This window comes from Microbacterium yannicii PS01 (genome assembly GCF_000304335.1).
Lineage (GTDB): Bacteria > Actinomycetota > Actinomycetes > Actinomycetales > Microbacteriaceae > Microbacterium > Microbacterium yannicii_A.
Map to the genome: position 1 here is coordinate 135,555 of NZ_CAJF01000007.1, position 19,287 is coordinate 154,841.

The following is a 19,287-nucleotide window of genomic DNA, read 5'->3' on the forward strand; positions in this document are numbered from 1 at the left end:
GCCAGGCCGCTCCCGGCTACGCTGGACCCGTGAACGCGCGCCGAGACGACGACGCCCTGAGCTGGACGGGCGACGACGATCCGACGCTGGATGCCGGGGTCCGCGCGGAGGATTCCGCGGACGAAGAGGCGCCTCCGGCTCTGCCGGCGGGATACACCGCCGTGGGCAAGGGCAGCGAAGCGATCACCGACGAGTCGGCGGCCGGCGCCGAGAGCCGGGTGACAGATGCGAGCGCCGACGGGCGAGCAGGGGAGCCCGGTGCGGGGGAGCGCGCTCCCATGGGGAACGCCGCCCTCATCTCCCTCGGTGTGATCGGCGGCGTCTACGCGCTGTTCGCGATCGGCTGGCTCATCGGCGGACTCCGCCTGCAGGGGTGGCGGCCCTTCCTCGTGACGGATGCGATGTTCCAGGGCAGCCTGTGGCTGGCCGTGCTCACGCCGGTGCTGTGGTTCGCGACGGTCTTCCTGCTGACGCGGGCATCGCGCGCCTGGGTGCGGTTCGCCTGGCTGGGCGCCGGGGTCGTGCTGCTCGTGCCCTGGCCGTTCGTGATGATCGGGGCGATGGGCCAATGAGCGACCTGACACCCTCCGCCACGGCATCCGCTCCTCGCAACGGCCGGACGCCCACCTGGCTGGTGGCCGCGATCTCGGGGCTCGTCGGGCTGTTCTACGCCTACGCCGTCTGGAACGCGATCGGCAACCTCGTCGAGACGATCGGCTTCTACGGAGACGCCGGCATGACCCTGAACGCGCTCGGCTGGCTCGTGTGGATCTTCGCCGCGGTGTTCCCGGTCCTCGTGTGGGCGGGCGCTTTCGCGGTGGGCTATCGCCGGCCCGCGCACCAGCTGTTCCTCGTGATGATCACCGGTCTCGGACTGGTCGCGGTCTTCTGGCTGAACGTCGTCGCCTACACCACACTCAACACAACCTCGCTCGTCGGCTGAGCCGCCCGTGCGACGGAACGTCACACGGTCGGGGCCGCGACGGCACGCGCGATAGGCTGGGCACCGGTCTCGCCCCCGCCGGCGTGTGGCGCGGCATCCGGTCTTCCCTGCTCTGTACTGCCCTGCGCGTGCGCGCACCGCCCCCGAAGGAATCACCTGTGACGAAGCCTGTCGTCCTCATCGCCGAAGAGCTCTCTCCTGCCACGATCGACGCCCTCGGCCCCGACTTCGACGTCCGCACCGTCGACGGCACGGACCGCCCGGCCCTGCTCTCGGCCCTCGCCGACGCGCATGCGGTGCTGATCCGCTCGGCGACAAAGATCGACGCCGAGGCGATCGCCGCCGCGCCGCGGCTGAAGGTCGTCGCGCGCGCCGGTGTGGGTCTCGACAACGTCGACATCAAGACCGCGACCACGGCGGGCGTCATGGTCGTCAACGCGCCCACCTCGAACATCATCTCGGCCGCCGAGCTTACCGTCGGCCATATCCTGAGCCTGGCACGCCGCATCCCCGCCGCGCACGCCTCGCTCGCGACCGGGCAGTGGAAGCGCAGCGCGTACACCGGCACCGAGCTGTTCGAGAAGACCGTCGGCATCATCGGCCTCGGGCGCATCGGTGCGCTCATCGCCGCGCGCCTCCAGGCATTCGGCGTGAACGTCGTCGCCTACGACCCGTATGTGACGCCGACTCGCGCGCAGCAGCTCGGCGTGCAGCTTCTCGAGCTGGACGATCTGCTCGCGCAGAGCGACTTCGTCACGATCCACATGCCGAAGACCCCCGAGACGACCGGCATGATCGGTGCCGAGCAGTTCCGTCTCATGAAGCCCACGGCCTATGTGGTCAACGTCGCGCGCGGCGGGCTGATCGACGAAGAGGCGCTGCACGCGGCGCTGACCGCCGGCGAGATCGCCGGCGCAGGCCTCGATGTGTTCACGAGCGAGCCGCCTGCGACGGACGGCACCGCCTACCCGCTGCTGAGTCTTCCGAACGTCGTCGTGACGCCGCACCTGGGCGCCTCGACCAACGAGGCGCAGGAGAAGGCAGGCGTCTCGGTCGCCCGTTCGGTCAAGCTCGCGCTCGAGGGCGACCTCGTGCCCGACGCGGTCAACGTGGCCGGCGGAGTCATCGACCCGTTCGTCCGTCCGGGAATCGCGCTCGTCGAGCAGCTCGGGCAGTTCTTCACCGGCATCGCGCACAGCGCGCTGACGAGCCTCGACATCGAGGTGCGAGGCGAACTCGCCGCCTATGACGTCAGCGTCTACCGTCTGGCTGCACTCAAGGGCATCCTGGCCAACGTCGTGAGCGAGAACGTCTCGTACGTCAACGCCCCCCTGTTCGCGGAGCAGCGCGGCATCGAGACGCGTCTGATCGTCGAGGCCGACAGCCCGCTCTACCGGAACCTCACCGTGCTGCGCGGCACGCTCTCGGACGGCTCGGTGCTGTCGGTCGCCGGGACGCTCGCCGGCACCCGCATGGTGCCGAAGGTCGTCGGCATCAACGAGTACGAGATCGAGGTTCCGATCGAGCGTCATCACATCGTGATGCGCTACGCCGACCGCCCCGGCATCGTGGCGATCTATGGCCGCGAGCTCGGCGACGCCGGCATCAACATCGCCGGGCTGCAGGTCGCGCAGGCCGACGCGAGCGGCCGCGCGCTCTCGGTGCTCACGGTCGATTCCCCGGTGCCCGACGAGCTGCTCGAAGACATGCGCAAGGCTGTCGGGGCCGACCTGTTCCGCCGGATCGAGCTCACCGAGGACTGACCGGTCGCCCCGGGTGCTGGTACAAGCACCCGGCCACGCGGAGGAGCGTCAGTGCGCCGCGGCGTCCACGACGCGTGCGATGAGAGCCTCGAGGCGGGGACCGCGCGGAACGACGGTGAGCGGGGTGTCGCCACCCAGTGCGTTGTTGAAGTAGAGCCCGTCGCTCACCAGCATGACGAGATCCAGCGCCGCGGTGTCCCGCGTGTGAGGCCGCAGCACGTCTTCCCAGCGTGAGCGCATGTCGTTCAGCGCTGCGAGCGCGGGCGCGTTGCCGGACTGCGCCAGCCGCGACGCGGCGATGATCGCGCGGTCCAGCGGCGCGTCCTCCATGACCGAGGAACGAAGGAAGTACGCGACCGGCCCCTCGGGTGCGGACTCGATCGCGGCGATGTCCTCGTCGACGAGCGCCGCGAGGCGGTCGATCAGGCCGGTCTCGAGGGCGTCCTCGAGGCGAAGTGGTAGAGCAGGCCGCCCTTGGAGACGCCGGCGGCGCGAGCCGCCGCATCCATCGTCGCCGCCCGCTCTCCCTCGTCGATGAGGATCCGCTCGAAGGCGTCGAGCACCTTCTCGCGGGCGAGGGGAGGGCGGCTCATGCGCTCGATCGTATCGACAGGAGCATCGGCATCCTGATACTATACCGGCTGGACGGTATAGAAATGATGACACTCACACAGGAGATCTCCCTCGCCGAGGCGCAGGGCCGCCGCGTCGGCTGGCGCGGCTGGGCGGCACTGGTCGTGCTCATGCTGCCGGTGCTGCTCGTCTCGGTCGACAACACGGTACTCAGCTTCGCTCTGCCCTCGATCGCGCTCGACCTCGAACCCACCAGCACGCAGCAGCTCTGGATCATCGACGCCTACCCGCTGGTCCTCGCCGGCCTGCTGGTGACCATGGGGACCCTCGGCGACCGCTTCGGACGGCGGCGGATGCTGCTGATCGGCGCGACCGGGTTCGCCGCGGTCTCTGCGCTGGCCGCGTTCGCCCCGAGTGCGGAGTGGCTGATCGCCGCCCGCGCGGCGATGGGCGTGTTCGGTGCGATGCTGATGCCGTCCACGCTGTCGCTGCTGCGCAGCATCTTCACCGACCGCGATCAGCGCCGTCTGGCGATCGCCGTCTGGGCCGCGATGTTCTCGGCGGGCTCGGCCCTCGGGCCCATCGTCGGCGGTCTTCTCCTCGAGCACTTCTCGTGGGGCTCGGTGTTCCTCATGGCGGTGCCCGTGCTCGTCCCGCTGCTGATCCTCGCGCCGATCCTGGTCCCCGAGAGCCGTGACCCGAAGCCGGGTCGCATCGACCCGCTCAGCATCGCACTGTCGATGGCGACCATGATCCCGGTCGTCTACGGGATCAAGGAGCTCGCCGTGCACGGCCCGGGCCTCGGCGCCTGGCTCCCCGTCGCGGGGGGCATCGGCTTCGGCATCCTGTTCGTCCGCCGCCAGCTCCGCGCCTCGGCGCCGATGCTCGACATGCGCCTGTTCCGGCAGGGCACCTTCAGCGGCGCACTGGCGGTCAACCTGCTGAGCGTCATCGCCCTCGTGGGCTTCCTCTACTTCGTCGCGCAGCACCTGCAGCTCGTCGTGGGACTGTCGCCGATGATGGCAGGTCTCGCACTCGTCCCGGGGCTGGCGATGATGATCGTGTCGGGGCTCGCGGTCGTGCCGATCGCGAAGAGGTGGCCTGCTCGCCTGGTGGTGCCGACGGCGCTGATCTTCTCGCTCGCGGGCTACGTCGCGGTCGCGTTCGCCACCGGCAGCGGCAGCCTGGCGGCGCTGGTCGCCGCCTTCGTCTCGCTCGGCATCGGCATCGGCGCGGCCGAGACCGTCTCGAACGAGCTCGTGCTCGCCAGCGCCCCGCCCGCCAAGGCCGGCGCGGCCAGCGCCGTGTCCGAGACCGCGTACGAGCTGGGCGCCGTGCTGGGCACGACCGTGCTCGGCGGCATCCTCACCGCGCTGTACCGGACCAATCTCGTGATCCCCGACGGCGTGCCGGATGCCGCGGCCGCCGCCTCGGAAGAGACTCTCGCCGGCGCGATCCATGCCGCCGACCTCCTCGGCGGTGCGGCCGGTGAAGCCCTGCGAGACGCCGCGGCTCATGCCTTCGACGCCGGGGTCACCGTCACCGCGCTCATCGGCGCCGGTCTCGTTGTCCTCGCCGGGGTCGTCGCGGCCACTACCCTGGGAGGGTCCCGCCAGAAGTCGTAGGAGCACCATGTCGCGTGTCGTGAAACTCGCCGTCATCCCCGGAGACGGCATCGGTCCTGAGGTCATCGCCGAGGCCGAGAAGGCGCTCGATGCGGCCACCGCCGGCACCGGCATCCGCTTCGAGAAGACGCGCTTCTCGCTGGGTGCCACGCGCTTCCTCGAGACCGGGCAGACGCTCACGGACGCCGACCTCGCAGCGATCTCCGAGCACGATGCGATCCTGCTCGGCGCCGTCGGCGGCGTGCCGGGCGACCCCCGGCTGAAGAACGCCAACATCGAGCGCGGCCTGCTTCTGCGGCTGCGGTTCGAGCTCGACCACTACGTCAATCTGCGCCCCTCGAAGCTGTACCCCGGAGTGCCGGGCCCGCTGGCCCGGCCCGGCGACATCGACTTCGTCGTGGTGCGCGAGGGCACCGAGGGACCGTATGTCGGCAACGGCGGGTCGATCCGAACCGGCACTCCGCACGAGGTCGCCAACGAGACATCGGTCAACACGGCGTTCGGGGTCGAGCGGGTGGTCCGCTACGCGTTCGACCTCGCGGAACGCCGCTCGAAGCGGCTGACGCTGGTGCACAAGACCAACGTGCTGGTGCACGCCGGCGGGATTTGGAAGCGACTCGTCGATGAGGTCGCGCGCGAGCATCCCGCCGTGGCCGTAGACTACGTCCACGTCGATGCGGCCACCATCTACCTGGTCACGAACCCCGGCCGATTCGACGTGATCGTCACCGACAACCTCTTCGGGGACATCCTCACGGACCTGGCCGGAGCCGTCACCGGTGGCATCGGCCTCGCCGCCTCGGGCAACATCAATCCCGACGGCGCGTTCCCCTCGATGTTCGAGCCCGTCCACGGTTCGGCGCCCGACATCGCGGGCCAGCAGAAGGCCGATCCCACGGCCGCCATCCTCTCCGTCGCACTCCTGCTCGATCACCTCGGGCTCCAGAGCGAAGCGCAGCGCGTCACCACCGCTGTCGAAGAGGATCTCGCCGGCCGGGACTCCTCCGTCCGCACCACGGCGCAGATCGGCGACGCCATCGTCGCCCGCCTCCAGGCGTAACCTGGACCGAGCAGCGCCGCCACCGACCCGCGGATGCGATCCGCACGAAAGTACAGGCTCGTCATGACCCTCATCGACTCCGACCCCGACACCGGACTCGCCCCGCTCGAGTTCACCGTCAATCGCAACCTGCAGGCGAAGAGCGCACAGCAGCGCGAAGAGATCCTCGCCAACCCCGGCTTCGGCACGAGCTTCACCGACCACATGGTCGATATCTGCTGGTCCGTCGGCGGCGGCTGGCACCGTCCACGTGTTCAGCCGTACGGTCCGCTCTCGCTCGACCCGGCGGCCGCGGTGCTTCACTACGGCCAGGAGATCTTCGAGGGCATCAAGGCCTACCGCCACGCTGACGGGTCGATCCACACCTTCCGGCCCGACCAGAACGGCCGACGTCTGCAGCGCTCCGCGCGCCGCCTGGCGCTGCCGGAGCTCCCGGTGTCGTACTTCATCCAGTCCCTGCGAGAGCTGATCGCGGTGGACGGCGACTGGGTGCCCGCCGGCGCCGACCAGAGCCTGTACCTGCGCCCGTTCATGTTCGCGAAAGAGGCGTTCCTGGGCGTGCGTCCGGCGCACAAGGTCGGGTACTACGTCATCGCCTCGCCCGCGGGCGCCTACTTCAAGGGCGGCGTGCAGCCGGTGTCGATCTGGCTCAGCGAGGACTACGCCCGGGCCGGCAAGGGCGGCACGGGGGCGGCCAAGACCGGCGGGAACTACGCCGCGAGCCTGCTGCCGCAGTCCGAGGCCTACGAGAACGAGTGCGACCAGGTGGTCTTCCTCGATCAGGACCGCAACGTCGAGGAGCTCGGCGGCATGAACGTGGTGTTCGTCTACAAGGACGGCACGCTGGTAACGCCGCAGTCCGACTCCATCCTCGAGGGCATCACGCGGGATTCGATCCTGCAGCTCGCCGCCGACCGCGGTCACAAGATCCAAGGACGCGCGGTGTCGTTCGACGAGTGGCGCCAGGGAGTGGCGTCCGGTGACATCGTAGAGGTGTTCGCCTGCGGCACGGCCGCGGTGGTCACGCCGATCGGCATGCTGAAGGGCAAGGACTTCGTCGACGAGCAGCCCATCGGCGAGCTCGCGCTGTCGCTGCGGGAAGAGCTCACCGACATCCAGTACGGCCGCCGCGAAGACAAGCACGGCTGGCTCGTCCGTCTCGACGGATAGGGTCGTCGGGTGAGGATCGCGCGCTTCAGTCACAACGACGCCATCAGATTCGGGATCGTCGACGAGGGCGAGCTGGTCGTCCTCGCGGGCGACCCGATGTTCGCCGGGTACGAGACGACGGGGGAGCGGGTGCCGCTTTCGGACGCGGCGCTCCTGGCGCCCGTCATCCCGCGCTCGAAGGTCGTCTGCGTGGGGCGCAACTACCGCGATCACGCAGCCGAGCTCGGCAACGACGTGCCGACGGCGCCGATGCTCTTCTTCAAGCCCAACACGGCGGTGGTCGGGCCCGGCGACGCGGTCACGCTGCCCCGCGGCTCGGAGTTCATCAGCTTCGAGGGCGAACTGGCGGCCGTCATCGGCCGAATCGCCAAGAACGTGCAGGCCGAGAGCGCGCTGGACTACGTGTTCGGCTACACGATCGCCAACGATCTCACCGCCCGGGACTGGCAGAAGTCCGACGGACAGTGGGCGCGGGCCAAGGGGTTCGACTCATCATGCCCGCTGGGCCCGGCGATCGAGACCGACTTCGATCCGAGCGGCGACGCCGTTCTGACGACTCGGCTGAACGGCGAAGTGCGTCAGCAGGGTCCGATCAGCGACATGATCTTCTCCCTCGCCGACGTCATCGCCTACGCCTCGGCGGCGTTCACCCTGCTGCCCGGCGACGTGATCCTGACCGGAACCCCGGCAGGGGTCGGCCAGATCGTGGCCGGCGATGTCGTCGAGGTCGAGGTCACCGGCCTCGGCATCCTGCGCAACACGGCCCGAGACGTCTGAGTCGGTGGGATCCGCTCCGATGGGCGAGACGGATGCCGCGGACCTGACGCTCGCCGACGTCGCTGTGATCCAGCGACGGACGGTGTGGGTCCTCGCGCTGGGCCAGGTCCTCGGCGGCCTGGCCTTCGGCGCCACCGTCTCGCTCGGCGCGGTGCTGGCCGCGCGCCTATCCGGGGACGAGGCTTTCTCGGGTCTCGCGGCCGCCGCGGTCACGCTGGGAACGGCGGCGCTGGCGGTGCCGTTCGCGGCGCTCGCGCGGCGGCGCGGCCGGCGGCCGTCGCTGGCGCTGGGAATGGCGATCGCGCTGGTCGGTGTGGGGCTCGTCGTCGTCAGCGCGGCGCTCGTCTCGTTCCCGTTGCTGCTCATCGCGTTCGGACTGGTGGGCGCGGGCCAGGCCGTCAATCTGCAGACCCGCTTCGCCGCAGCCGATCTCGCCACCGACGCCACACGGGGGCGCGACCTGTCGCTCGTCGTGTGGGCGACGACGATCGGCGCCGTGCTCGGCCCGAACCTGACCGGTCCCGGCGAAGCCCTCGGCGGCATGTTCGGCATGCCGCCGCTGACCGGCCCGTACGTGTTCACGGTCGTCGCCCAGATGCTCGGGATCGCGCTCTACCTCGTCGCGCTGCGTCCCGACCCGCTGCGCCTCGCGCAGCAGCTGGTGGCCCGTGACGCGGGCACGATCGGCTCGCGCATCGCCAAGCCCGACGATCGTGTGGTGGCACGTTTCGCGATCTTCGCCGTGGCGGCTGCCCACGGCACGATGGTGTCGGTCATGGCGATGACCCCGGTTCACCTGCTCCACATGCTCGGCGGTGACGATGCCGGATCGCTCTCGGTGATCGGCACGACCATCAGTCTGCACATCGCCGGGATGTTCGCGCTGTCGCCCGTCTTCGGCATCCTCGCCGACCGTGTCGGTCGTGTTCCGACCATCCTCATCGGTCAGGCGCTGCTCACCGCCGCCCTCGTGACGGCGTCCTGGTCAGGACTCCACTCTGGCGGTCACTGTCGCGCTCGTGCTCCTGGGTCTCGGGTGGAGCGCTTCGACGGTCGCGGGCTCGGCACTCCTCACAGAGGCGTCCTCTGAGGAGCTCCGCACACGACGGCAGGGACGAAGCGATCTCATCATGAGCCTGGTCGGCGCTGCCGGAGCGATCGGTTCGGGGATCGTGCTGTCGTGGATCGGTTACGGCGGCCTCGCCCTCGTCGTCGGCATCCTGGTGGTCGCGACCGTCGCATTCTCTCCGCTCGGGCGTCGCCGCGACGCGGCGCCGGTCGGCGTCGACGACTGAGGCCGCGGCGCCGCGGCGCGCTCAGCGCCCGAGCGCTGCGAGGGCCGAGTCGACGTCGCTCTCGTCGTTGAAGACGTGGAACGCCACGCGCGCCCGACCGGCGCGACCGGATGCGACCATGCCGGCGCTCGTCAGACGCGCCAGGTCCGCGCCTCCCGGGTCGGTCCAGGTGACGATCGCGGATGCTCTGACGGGTTCGGCGATTCGCGCTCCGGAGCGGAAGGCGGCGGCGAGGCCGGTCGCGTGGGCTCGCAGAGCGTCGGGGTCCAGCGAGGCGAACAGCTCCAGCGCCGGCGCCGCGCCGACGAAGGCCTGCCAGGCCGGCGACACATCGAAGCGCCGGGCATCGCCTGCCAGGCGACCGTCCCCGCCGTAGCACGACGCCCACGGATCCTCGCCGGCGTACCAGCCCGCCAGCCGTGCTGGCATCTCGCGCAGAAGGCGGTCCGAGACCGTCAGGAACGACACTCCGCGCGGCGCGCAAAGCCACTTGTACGCGTGGCAGATCACCGCGTCGAAGCGTGAGGCCTGCACCGGCAGCCAGCCGACGGCCTGGGTCGCGTCGCAGAGGGTGAGCGCGCCGTGCCGTTCGGCGGCGGCGACGATCGCATCCGCGTCGGCCACGTCGCCGGTCGCGGACTGCACCACGGAGAACGCGATCAGGCGGGTCTCGTTGCTCACATGGTCCGCGAGGTCGGCGAGAGGAGCGGTGCGCACACGGATGCCGCGCCCGGCGTGGACGAAGGGCAGCACGATCGATGAGAACTCTCCCTCGGGGACCAGCACCTCCGATCCGTCCGGCAGTGCTCCGGCGACGAGCGCCGCCGACACCGACGCCTGCGATCCGATCGCGACGCGGCCGGGTGCGATGTGCACGAGTTCCGCGAACAGCGCCCGCGTCTGCTCGACCGCGGCCGAGTACGCGGTGAGGTCCGGGACTCCGCCGGCCGCAGCCTCGACGTCGGCGGTGACCGCTCGGACGGTCGCTCGCGGCGGCAGGCCGACCGTGCAGGCCGCGAGGTAGCCGCGTCCGCCGGCGAAGGCGGCACGGGCGTCCGAGATCGAGAGCGGAACCGAGGCGAGGGATGACATGGGTCCAGCGTCCTCGCTTCCACATCGCACGTCTACAGCAGGTGTCTCATGATTCTCATGCCGGCCGCTTATGATTCGATCATGACCGACCGCCTCGACGATCCGGGATTCGATGCCCGAGAGCTCAGAGTGGTGAAGGCGGTGGCCGACACCGGCTCGATCACGGCTGCGGCGGCACAGCTCGGCTTCAGCCAGCCCGCGGTGAGCCAGCAGCTGCGGCGGCTGGAAGAGCGACTCGGCGTCGCCCTCGTGGAGCGCGTGGGTCGCGGCGTGCGCGTCACGGAGGCGGGCCGGGTGCTGGCGCACCATGCCGCAGCGGTGACGACGGCGCTCGACGCCGCAGCCGGCGAGCTCGCCGAGCTCCGGGGCCTGCGTTCCGCCAAGGTGCGCCTCGCGGGCTTCCCCTCCGCTTCGCCCACCGTCGTGCCTCGGCTGCTCGCCGACCTGGCCCTGCGGCATCCGGGGATCTCCCTGACCTACGTCGAGGCGGAGCCGCCGGAGGCCGTGCAGGCCGTGCGGGAGGACCGAACCGACATCGCCCTCACCTTCAGCTATCCGGGTGACCGCGAGGACCCCCACGGCTCCAGTGCCCGGGGACTCGCGGTCCGCGCGCTGGGGACCGACGATCTGCTCGCGGTGCTCCCGGCCGCCCATCCGGCGTCGGACTCGGGCTCCGTCGATGTCGGGGCCTTGGCCGGGGACGACTGGATCGCCGGCTGCCCGCGCTGCCGTGGGCATCTGCTGGAGCTGTGCGGACGGGCCGGCTTCGCGCCGCACATCGCGTTCGAGACCGACAACGTCGTGGCCGTGGAGGGACTGGTGGCTCAGGGTATCGGGGTGGCGGTGCTGCCGCGCATGGCGGTGGAGTCGTTTCCGCCACTGCCGGGCATCGCGGTCGTTCCCCTGCCGCCGGGGGAGGAGCGCACGATCCACGCCGTCACCGCACGCGGTGCCGATCGGGTCCCGGCGGTGCGCGCCACGCTGACGGCCCTTGCCCGGCTCGTCGGCCCCGTCCCCGCGAACTAAACTCGGGGCGATGCCTTCTTCGCCTGATCCCCGCACCACGACCGCGACCGGCGCCGACGTGCGCGTGCGGTTCTGCCCCTCGCCCACCGGACTCCCGCACGTCGGACTGATCCGAACGGTGCTCTTCAACTGGGCGTACGCCCGCAACCAGGGCGGCAAGCTGGTCTTCCGCATCGAAGACACCGACGCGGCGCGCGACAGCGAGGAGAGCTACCTGCAGCTGCTGGAGGCGCTGCGGTGGCTCGAGATCGACTGGGACGAGGGCGTCGAGGTGGGCGGCCCGCATGCCCCCTACCGGCAGTCCGAGCGCCATGATCTCTATCGCGAGGTCCTCGGCCGGCTGATCGAGGCGGGCGCGGTGTACGAGAGCTACTCCACCCCGGAGGAGATCGATGCGCGCAACGAGGCGAACGGGCGCGCCAAGCAGCTCGGCTACGACAATTTCGACCGCGACCTGACGGACGAGCAGAAAGCCGCGTTCCGCGCGGAAGGCCGGGAGCCGGCGTGGCGCCTGCGGGTGCCCGACGAGGACCTCACCTACGTCGACCTCATCCGCGGCGAGGTCACCTTTCCGGCCGGGTCGTTCCCCGACTTCGTTCTGGTGCGCGCCGGCGGCGTTCCGCTGTACCCGTTCGTGAACCCTGTCGACGACGCGCTCATGGGGATCACCCACGTCATCCGCGGTGAGGACCTGATGCCGTCCACCGCGCGCCAGCTCGCGCTGTACCGCGCTCTCGTCGACGCGGGTGTCACGACGTTCATCCCGCGCTTCGCCCACATGCCGCTCGTGCTGGGGGAGGAGGGCAACAAGAAACTCTCCAAGCGCGATCCCAAGGCGGACCTCTTCCTCCAGCGCGAGAAGGGCTTCATCCACGAAGGCCTGCTGAACTACCTGGCGCTGCTCGGCTGGTCCATCGGGCCGGATCGCGATGTGTTCACCCTCGACGAACTGGTCGCGGCGTTCGACATCGCCGACGTCAATCCCAATCCCGCGCGCTTCGACCAGAAGAAGGCCGAGTCCATCAACGGCGACCACATCCGGATGCTGGAGCCGACCGACTTCGCCGCGCGACTCGTTCCCTACCTCGCCGCCGCCGGCGTGGTCGCCGCTCCGCCGACGCCCACGCAGTCGGCGACCCTCGCCGCGGCCGCTCCGCTCGTACAGGAGCGCATGCAGCTGCTGGGCGACGCACCAGGACTGCTGAGCTTCCTCTTCACCGACGCGGTGGAGTATCAGGACGACGCGCTCGGTTCCCTGCCCGCCAACGCCGGCGAGGTGCTCGTCGCCTCGGCCGGGGCCCTCGAACTCGTCCCGGACTCGGAGTTCACCGCTGCCGCCGTTCAGGAGGCGCTGGCCGGCGCCCTCATCACGCCGGTCGAGGATGGCGGTCTCGGACTCAAGCCCCGCGTGGCCTACGGACCGCTTCGGGTCGCGCTGAGCGGACGCCGGGTGTCGCCCCCGCTCTTCGAATCGATGGAGCTGCTCGGCAAGCCCGAGACGCTCCGTCGCCTCGGTGCGCTCGTCGACGCGCGCGGCTGACGTCTCGGTTTGGAGCAGGTGCCGGAGTCGCGTAGACTTGATCCTCGGCACGGCTTCGGCTGACAGCCTTGGGGTATGGTGTAATTGGCAACACGGCGGTTTCTGGTACCGTTGTTCTTGGTTCGAGTCCAGGTACCCCAGCCACAGAGAAAACCCCCGCTTGGCGGGGGTTTTCTGTTTCCACCGGCCTGCGGCCGACGGCGTAGCCCTCGCCTTAGCCGTCGCCCTCGCCGACGATCTCCGCCACTGCTTCCCGTGCGAGCCGACCGTAGACGGGGGCGTCGTCGCTGTGCACCAGGAGCAGCACGGCGACGGCGGCGGCCCAGGCGTGCGCCCGGGTCCAGCTGTCGGCGTCGTACCGCGTGCCGGTCGCCGTGCGGAATCGCTGCCGCCCCGACTCGTCGAACGCGAGCCAGGCGACGGCGAGGTCGTAGGCGGGATCGCCCGCCGTGACGTCGCCGAAGTCGATGATCGCGCGCAGCGCACCGTCGTGAGCGACCAGGTTTCCTGGATGCAGATCGCCGTGGATCCACACCGCCGCGTCCTGCCATGCGGGGGCCGTCACGCCGCGGCTCCAGATCTGCGCCAGCACCCTCGCTGTCGCGGCGTCAACGAGAGCGGCCCGCCGCAGTCCGTCGAGCCGCTCTCCGAACACCTTGTCGCGCGTGGCCAGGGCGCGGCCGCGAACGGGATTGACGGGGTGATCGGCGGGAGCCGGAAGGTGAAGCGCGCCGAGCGCGGCCGCGAGGGTCTCGGCCCACTCCGCACGGTGCGCGCGGGGGACGTCGAGGCCGGGCACCCCCTCCATCCAGGGCACGACCGACCACGGCCACGGGAACTGCGCGCTCGGGGCGCCGGCCAGCAGCGGCGCGGGGACGAGCACGCCGGTCGAGGCGATCCGCTCCGCGATCCCCGGCAGCACCCGCTGCTCGTTGACGACGAGCGCGACCGCGAGCTCGCGGCGGGGGAGCCGGACGGCGAGATCGCGCCCCAGCCGCCACAGTTCGTTGTCCCATCCCTCCGCTGCCTTCTCCAGAACGAGCGTCGCGGCGCCCTGCGGGAGCTCGGCGGCATGGGCCGTGATGAGGGCCCGGACGAGGGACTCGTCGATCGGAAACTCTGCGGCGGGCTTGTCGGGCATCGTTCGACCCTACTGGCGCAAGGGCGACCGTCTCTTCCGGGCCCCTGTTGGTAAATGTGGGAATGTGTTGTAATGTGTGGGAATCCGACGAAGGGTGGGAACGGTGTACGCAACGGAGCGCCACGAGCAGATCGAGCGCCTTCTCGCCGAGGGCGGACGCGTGAGCGTCATCGACCTGGCCGACCGCTTCGCTGTGACGACCGAGACGATCCGCCGCGACCTGGCTCGTCTCGAGTCCGCTGGAACCCTGCGCCGCGTCCATGGCGGCGCGGTTCCGCGCGACCGGGCGAGCACGCGCGAGCCGTCCCTCGGCGAGCGGCTGCAGCATCATGGTGCCGCCAAGGCGGCCATCGGCCGCCGTGCACTCGATGCGCTCGGTGACGGCTTCCAGGGATCGGTGTTCCTCGACGCGGGCACGACGACCGGCGCGGTGGCTGCCGCTCTGAGCCCCCACCTGGCGACGTCCGGCATAGAGATCGTCACGCACTCGCTGACGCTCGGGCACGTGCTGTCGGGCGTGCCGGGTGCCTCGCTCACGCTGATCGGCGGCCGTGTCCGAGGGCTCACTGCCGCAGCCGTCGGCGCCGACACCGTCCGAGCGATCGAGAGCCTTCGCCCCGACGTCGCCTTCGTGGGGACCAACGGCGTTTCAGCCGGGTTCGGTCTCAGCACCCCTGACCCCGACGAAGCGGCCGTCAAGCGAGCGATCGTGCAGGCGTCGCGTCGCGTGGTCGTCGTCGCGGACGCCGAGAAGCTCGGATCGGAGCTGCTCGTGGGGTTCGCGGAGCTTCGTGACATCGACGTCCTCGTCACGGATGCCGAGCCCGAGCCCGAGCTCGCCTTCGCGCTCGATGAGTCCGACGTGGAGGTGTGGGTCGCATGATCGTCACACTCACCGCGAATCCATCGCTGGACCGATCGGTCAGGCTCGCCGCGCCGCTGCGCGTAGGCGAGGTCCAGGGGGCCACCTCGTCCCGTGAAGACGCGGGCGGGAAGGGCATCAACGTCGCCCGCGCGGTCGTCGCTGCGGGGGAGGCGTGCCTCGCCGTGCTGCCGCTCGCAGGAGACGACCCGTTCGCCGGCGCCCTCGCGTCGGCCGCGCTGCCCTCCCGCACGGTTCCGGTGCAGGGCCTCGTGCGCGCGAACATCACGATCACCGACGAGGCGGGGACCACCACCAAGCTCAACCTCCCCGGGGCGCAGCTGACGCCGCAGGAAGCGGCGCGCGTGGTCGACGCGGCCGTGGCGGCATCCGAGGGCGCACGCTGGCTCGTGCTCGCCGGATCGCTCCCGCCCGGGGCGCCCGACGACTTCTACGTCCGCGTGAGCAGCGCCGTCCGCAGCGCGCACGGGGCGGCCGCCCCCCGCATCGCCGTCGACACCTCCGGGCCCGCTCTGCGAGCCGTCGTGCACCGCGGTGCTCCCGACCTCATCAAGCCGAACGACGACGAGCTCTCCGAGCTCGCCGGAGTCGCTCTCGGCGATCGCAGCGTGCGCGAGATCCTCGACATCGCCCGCGCCCTCGTCCCGGCGCGGGTCGGTGCGGCCCTCGTCACCCTCGGCGCCCGCGGCGCGCTCCTGGTCGAGGCCGACGGCGCCTGGGCGGCGACTCCACCCCCGATCCGCCTCGTCAGCACGGTCGGGGCGGGCGACAGCTCGCTCGCCGGCTACGTCATCGCCGAGTCCCGTGGAGCGGGACCCGAAGACCGGCTCCGCTCGGCCGTCCGCTACGGGGCTGCCGCGGCATCCCTTCCCGGCACGCAGGCGCCGGCCCCCGCAGATCTCCCCGCGGGCGACGTCGTCGTCACCCCGCTGACCTGAAACCCCCGCATCCCCTACGACCGCAGGAGGTCACCGTGTCCGACACCATCACCCCGGGCCTGGTCAGTCTCGACGCCGGGCTCGGCGACGACAAGTCCGCCGTCATCCGCGCTCTCGCCGAGCGTGTCGCCTCGCAGGGCCGCGCGAGCGACGCCACAGCGCTCTTCGAAGACGCCTGGGCCCGCGAGCAGAAGGACGAGACCGGCCTGCCCGGCGGCATCGCGATTCCCCATGCGAAGAGCGCCGCGGTCACCACGCCGTCGCTCGCCTTCGCCCGCCTGAGCCCCGGCGTCGACTTCGGGGCGCCCGACGGCGCCGCCGACCTGGTGTTCCTCATCGCCGCACCCGCCGACGCCGCCGAGGCGCACCTGGCCGTCCTGTCCAAGCTCGCGCGCAGCCTGATGCAGGCGGACTTCACCGCGGGCCTTCGAGGCGCCAGCACCGACGACGAGGTGGTGGCGATCGTGCGGGAGGCGATCGGCGAGGCCGAACCGGGGGCTCCCGTTGCCGTGCCGTCCCCGGCCGCCGCCGCGGCGCCCGCCGCAGCCTCCGCTGTCGCCATCGACGGACGTCCCGCCCGCATCGTCGCGGTGACGGCGTGCGCGACGGGCATCGCACACACCTTCATGGCCGCCGACGCGCTGGCGGCCGCCGGCAAGAGGGCCGGGATCGATCTCGTCGTCGAGCCGCAGGGATCCAGCGGTTATCAGGCCCTGCCCGCCGAGATCATCCAGGGCGCGGACGCGGTCATCTTCGCCACCGACGTCGACGTTCGCGAGCCGCAGCGCTTCGCCGGAAAGCCGGTCGTTCGCTCGGGCGTGAAGCGCGGCATCGAGCAGCCCGACCAGCTCCTCTCCGAAGCGATCGCCGCGGCCGGCGACCCGACGGCGACGAGAGTCGGCGGCGACGCCTCGGCGGTGGCGACGGCGCCCTCCGAGAAGCTGTCGTGGCCCGCGCGCATCCAGCGCATCCTGCTCACCGGCGTCAGCTACATGATCCCCTTCGTCGCCGGCGGCGGCCTGCTGATCGCGCTCGGGTTCCTCCTCGGCGGCTACGACGTCAGCGACGACGCGGCCACGATCATCACGCAGAATGCCCTGTGGAACCTGCCCGAAGGCGGCGAGGACCTCTTCCTCGGTCCACTGGGCCTGTACCTCGGCTCCGTCGCGTTCATGATCGGCGCGACCTCGATGGGCTTCCTCGTGCCTGCCCTCGCGGGCTATATCGCGTTCGCGATCGCCGACCGGCCGGGCATCGCGCCGGGATTCGTCGCGGGCGCCGTCGCCGTTCTCATGAACGCCGGATTCATCGGCGGGATGATCGGCGGTCTCCTCGCCGGATTCGTGGCCTGGTGGCTCGGACGGCTCGCCGTGCCGCGCTGGCTGCGGGGACTGATGCCCGTCGCCATCATCCCGCTGCTGGCGTCCATCGCGGCGTCGGGGCTCATGGTCCTCTTCCTCGGGCGTCCGATCGCCACGCTCATGGAAGGTCTCAACACGTGGCTCACCGACCTGGCCGGTACGTCGGGGATCATCGTCGTCGGAGTGATCCTCGGACTGATGATGTGCTTCGACCTCGGTGGTCCCGTGAACAAGGTGGCGTACGCATTCGCGACTGCGGGACTGGCCGCCGCCTCGACGGACAACCCCACGCCGTACCTGATCATGGCCGCGGTGATGACCGCGGGCATGGTTCCGCCCCTAGCGATGGCCCTGGCCTCGACGGTGCTCGCCCGGCCGCTCTTCCCGCCGGTCGAGCGCGAGAACGGCAAGGCCGCCTGGCTCCTGGGCGCGGCGTTCATCAGTGAGGGCGCGATCCCGTTCGCGGCCGCCGACCCGCTCCGGGTCATCCCCGCGTCGATGCTCGGCGGCGCGGTGACGGGTGCGCTCTCGATGGCCTTCGGCGTGCAATCGCTCGCTCCGCACGGCGGAATCTTCGTCTTCTTCGCGATCGACCCCATCTGGGGCTTCCTCATCGCGCTGGCGGTCGGTACCGTCGTGTCCGCGCTCGCTGTCGTGGCCCTGAAGAAATGGGTCGGCCGCAAGGAGCTCGAGCAGGCCGAGGCCGATCTCGTCGTCGCCGCCTGAGACCGCCCACCAATACGGCAAGAACCCGTCAACGAGGAGAGAGAACATGGCACAACGTCAGGCCACCATCGCCAGCAGCTCCGGGCTGCACGCCCGCCCCGCCAAGCTGTTCGTGCAGGCAGTGCAGGAACAGGCCGTCCCGGTCACGATCGCCGTGGAAGGGGGACCGGACCTCAATGCGGGCAGCATCCTGTCCCTGATGGGCCTCGGGGCCTCGCATGGTACGGTCGTGACACTCAAAGCCGAAGGCGACGGCGCCGACGATGCGCTCGACCAGCTCGTGAAGCTCCTCGAGACGGACCTCGACGCCGAGTAGCGCTGGGCGCAGAGACGAGACGGCGGATGCCGCGGATCGAAGCCGCTGCGGCATCCGTCGTTCGTGCTCTCTAGATGTCGGCGGCGTCCCCCGGATCCAGGACGAGGAACTCTCCGCCGCCCTGCTCGGTCGCCCAGCGGAGCCGCGCTCGGCCCATGTCGCGACCGACGACGGACAAGGTCATGTCGTGGGTGCCGAACGCGCGCCGCGGCGCGACGGCGAGGACGAAGTCCATCGCCTCGCCGATCTTCAGCCACGGCGCCCCGATCGGAGCCGCGAGCAGTTCGATCGTCCGCCCCGTCGGAACCGCGTACGAGTCGCCCGGGTAGTAGAACGCGCCGTCGACAAGCACCCCGACGTTGTCGACCACCGGGATCGACTCGTGAATCACCGCGTGCCGGCCGCCGAAGAACTCGAGGCGGAACGGCTCGACCGTCACCGTCTCGCCCGGCCTGACCACGGTGACGTCATAGCCGGCTGCTGCCTTCGCGACGCCCTCCGGTCCGAAGATCGGAATCCCCGGATAGGCGTGGAGCAGCCGGTCCAGGTGGTCCGGCGTCCAGTGATCCGGATGCTCATGCGTGACGACGACGGCCACCACCTGGTCGAGCACGCCGAGCGGGGCTGTGAACGCCCCGGGATCGATCACGATCGTCTTGCCGGCGTTGACCAGGGTGAGGGCGGCGTGCTCGAACTTGGTGACTCGCATAGGCCGAGTCAACCCTCCACCTCGTCAACCGGCAAGCGCGCCGCCCCGGGTGCGCCGCGATTTGGAGCGGGCATGAGCAACGTGGCATAATCGAACGGTTGCCTGAACGGCCCCATCGTATAGCGGCCTAGTACGCCGCCCTCTCACGGCGGTAACGCGGGTTCGAATCCCGCTGGGGTCACCAGTCAGGCAATGCAACACCACCGCCGTCGGCAGAGCCGGCGGCATCGTGCGGCCCCATCGTATAGCGGCCTAGTACGCCGCCCTCTCACGGCGGTAACGCGGGTTCGAATCCCGCTGGGGGTCACGAACGCGAAAGCGCCCCGCTCGGTCACGAGCGGGGCGCTTT

The 19,287-nt window shown here is 70.8% G+C and carries 20 protein-coding genes and 3 tRNA genes; 18 read left to right on the top strand and 5 right to left on the bottom strand.

The features are described from left to right. Positions 1-29: 29 nt before the first annotated feature. The 3 genes from WYM_RS05915 to serA all read left to right on the top strand — a co-directional run bounded on the left by WYM_RS05915 (position 30) and on the right by serA (position 2,706). The gene (locus WYM_RS05915; RefSeq protein WP_019179912.1) at positions 30-572 is read left to right on the top strand and encodes a hypothetical protein; all 543 of its coding nucleotides are present in this window, start codon (positions 30-32) and stop codon (positions 570-572) included. Next, positions 569-943, top strand: coding sequence for a hypothetical protein (locus WYM_RS05920; RefSeq protein WP_019179913.1), 375 nt, complete (start codon positions 569-571; stop codon positions 941-943). Before WYM_RS05915 ends, WYM_RS05920 begins: the two co-directional genes overlap by 4 nt. A 158-nt stretch (positions 944-1,101) precedes the next feature. Further along, entirely contained in the window at positions 1,102-2,706 is a 1,605-nt protein-coding gene (gene serA / locus WYM_RS05925; protein WP_019179914.1) for a phosphoglycerate dehydrogenase, read from the top strand. Between the two features lie 48 nt (positions 2,707-2,754). Here serA and WYM_RS22465 read toward each other — a convergent pair whose 3' ends face one another. Beyond that, positions 2,755-3,036: a hypothetical protein gene (locus WYM_RS22465; protein WP_337479239.1), complete on the bottom strand. Its 282-nt coding sequence runs from the start codon at positions 3,034-3,036 to the stop codon at positions 2,755-2,757. A gap of 92 nt (positions 3,037-3,128) precedes the next feature. After that, a complete protein-coding gene (locus tag WYM_RS22470) occupies positions 3,129-3,299 on the bottom strand; it encodes a TetR family transcriptional regulator (RefSeq protein ID WP_337479241.1) in 171 nt (56 codons plus the stop codon). A 63-nt stretch (positions 3,300-3,362) separates the two neighbouring features. On the opposite strand from WYM_RS22470, the gene WYM_RS05935 reads away from it, so the two are divergent. The 6 genes from WYM_RS05935 (at position 3,363) to WYM_RS22475 (ending at position 9,206) form a co-directional block, all read left to right on the top strand. After that, positions 3,363-4,904 (top strand): MFS transporter, encoded by a 1,542-nt coding sequence (locus tag WYM_RS05935; RefSeq protein WP_019179915.1) that lies wholly within the window; start codon positions 3,363-3,365, stop codon positions 4,902-4,904. Positions 4,905-4,911: 7 nt separating this feature from the next. Next, a complete protein-coding gene (locus WYM_RS05940; RefSeq protein ID WP_019179916.1) occupies positions 4,912-5,964 on the top strand; it encodes a 3-isopropylmalate dehydrogenase in 1,053 nt (350 codons plus the stop codon). Between the two features lie 63 nt (positions 5,965-6,027). After that, on the top strand, positions 6,028-7,134 hold the full coding sequence (locus WYM_RS05945; protein ID WP_019179917.1) for a branched-chain amino acid aminotransferase: 1,107 nt from the start codon (positions 6,028-6,030) through the stop codon (positions 7,132-7,134). 9 nt (positions 7,135-7,143) lie between these two features. Then, entirely contained in the window at positions 7,144-7,911 is a 768-nt protein-coding gene (locus tag WYM_RS05950; RefSeq protein WP_019179918.1) for a fumarylacetoacetate hydrolase family protein, read from the top strand. A 19-nt stretch (positions 7,912-7,930) separates the two neighbouring features. Next, a complete protein-coding gene (locus WYM_RS19385) occupies positions 7,931-9,001 on the top strand; it encodes an MFS transporter (protein ID WP_337479244.1) in 1,071 nt (356 codons plus the stop codon). 40 nt (positions 9,002-9,041) lie between these two features. Beyond that, positions 9,042-9,206 (top strand): hypothetical protein, encoded by a 165-nt coding sequence (locus tag WYM_RS22475; protein WP_019179919.1) that lies wholly within the window; start codon positions 9,042-9,044, stop codon positions 9,204-9,206. A gap of 21 nt (positions 9,207-9,227) precedes the next feature. Here the strand turns inward: WYM_RS22475 and WYM_RS05960 are convergent, their stop codons facing one another. After that, the gene (locus WYM_RS05960; RefSeq protein WP_020424291.1) at positions 9,228-10,298 is read right to left on the bottom strand and encodes an aminotransferase class V-fold PLP-dependent enzyme; all 1,071 of its coding nucleotides are present in this window, start codon (positions 10,296-10,298) and stop codon (positions 9,228-9,230) included. An 81-nt stretch (positions 10,299-10,379) separates the two neighbouring features. Between WYM_RS05960 and WYM_RS05965 the strand changes: the two genes are divergently transcribed. From WYM_RS05965 to WYM_RS05975, 3 genes are all read left to right on the top strand, one after another. Then, the gene (locus WYM_RS05965; RefSeq protein ID WP_026059595.1) at positions 10,380-11,324 is read left to right on the top strand and encodes a LysR family transcriptional regulator; all 945 of its coding nucleotides are present in this window, start codon (positions 10,380-10,382) and stop codon (positions 11,322-11,324) included. A gap of 10 nt (positions 11,325-11,334) precedes the next feature. Continuing rightward, on the top strand, positions 11,335-12,864 hold the full coding sequence (gltX, locus tag WYM_RS05970) for a glutamate--tRNA ligase (RefSeq protein WP_019179921.1): 1,530 nt from the start codon (positions 11,335-11,337) through the stop codon (positions 12,862-12,864). 69 nt (positions 12,865-12,933) lie between these two features. Further along, positions 12,934-13,008: transfer RNA gene (locus WYM_RS05975), tRNA-Gln, on the top strand. A gap of 70 nt (positions 13,009-13,078) precedes the next feature. On the opposite strand, the gene WYM_RS05980 is transcribed toward WYM_RS05975, so the two are convergent. Further along, positions 13,079-14,005, bottom strand: coding sequence for a phosphotransferase (locus WYM_RS05980; protein ID WP_019179922.1), 927 nt, complete (start codon positions 14,003-14,005; stop codon positions 13,079-13,081). A 103-nt stretch (positions 14,006-14,108) separates the two neighbouring features. Between WYM_RS05980 and WYM_RS05985 the strand changes: the two genes are divergently transcribed. From WYM_RS05985 to WYM_RS06000, 4 genes are read left to right on the top strand one after another with little or no spacing between them, the layout of a single operon-like run. Continuing rightward, a complete protein-coding gene (locus WYM_RS05985; protein WP_026059596.1) occupies positions 14,109-14,888 on the top strand; it encodes a DeoR/GlpR family DNA-binding transcription regulator in 780 nt (259 codons plus the stop codon). Next, entirely contained in the window at positions 14,885-15,826 is a 942-nt protein-coding gene (locus WYM_RS05990; protein ID WP_026059597.1) for a 1-phosphofructokinase family hexose kinase, read from the top strand. The genes WYM_RS05985 and WYM_RS05990 overlap by 4 nt, the downstream gene beginning before the upstream one ends. A gap of 35 nt (positions 15,827-15,861) precedes the next feature. After that, the gene (locus WYM_RS05995) at positions 15,862-17,913 is read left to right on the top strand and encodes a PTS fructose transporter subunit IIABC (protein WP_019179925.1); all 2,052 of its coding nucleotides are present in this window, start codon (positions 15,862-15,864) and stop codon (positions 17,911-17,913) included. Between the two features lie 46 nt (positions 17,914-17,959). After that, positions 17,960-18,229 carry an HPr family phosphocarrier protein gene (locus tag WYM_RS06000; RefSeq protein ID WP_019179926.1) on the top strand — a complete coding sequence of 90 codons (270 nt, stop codon included), beginning with the start codon at positions 17,960-17,962 and terminating at the stop codon, positions 18,227-18,229. Between the two features lie 70 nt (positions 18,230-18,299). On the opposite strand, the gene WYM_RS06005 is transcribed toward WYM_RS06000, so the two are convergent. Continuing rightward, positions 18,300-18,938: an MBL fold metallo-hydrolase gene (locus WYM_RS06005; RefSeq protein WP_019179927.1), complete on the bottom strand. Its 639-nt coding sequence runs from the start codon at positions 18,936-18,938 to the stop codon at positions 18,300-18,302. A gap of 108 nt (positions 18,939-19,046) precedes the next feature. Here WYM_RS06005 and WYM_RS06010 point away from each other — a divergent pair. Both WYM_RS06010 and WYM_RS06015 read left to right on the top strand, forming a co-directional pair. Next, positions 19,047-19,122 (top strand) — tRNA-Glu (locus WYM_RS06010). 49 nt (positions 19,123-19,171) lie between these two features. Beyond that, positions 19,172-19,245, top strand: a tRNA-Glu gene (locus WYM_RS06015). Positions 19,246-19,287 lie beyond the last annotated feature (42 nt).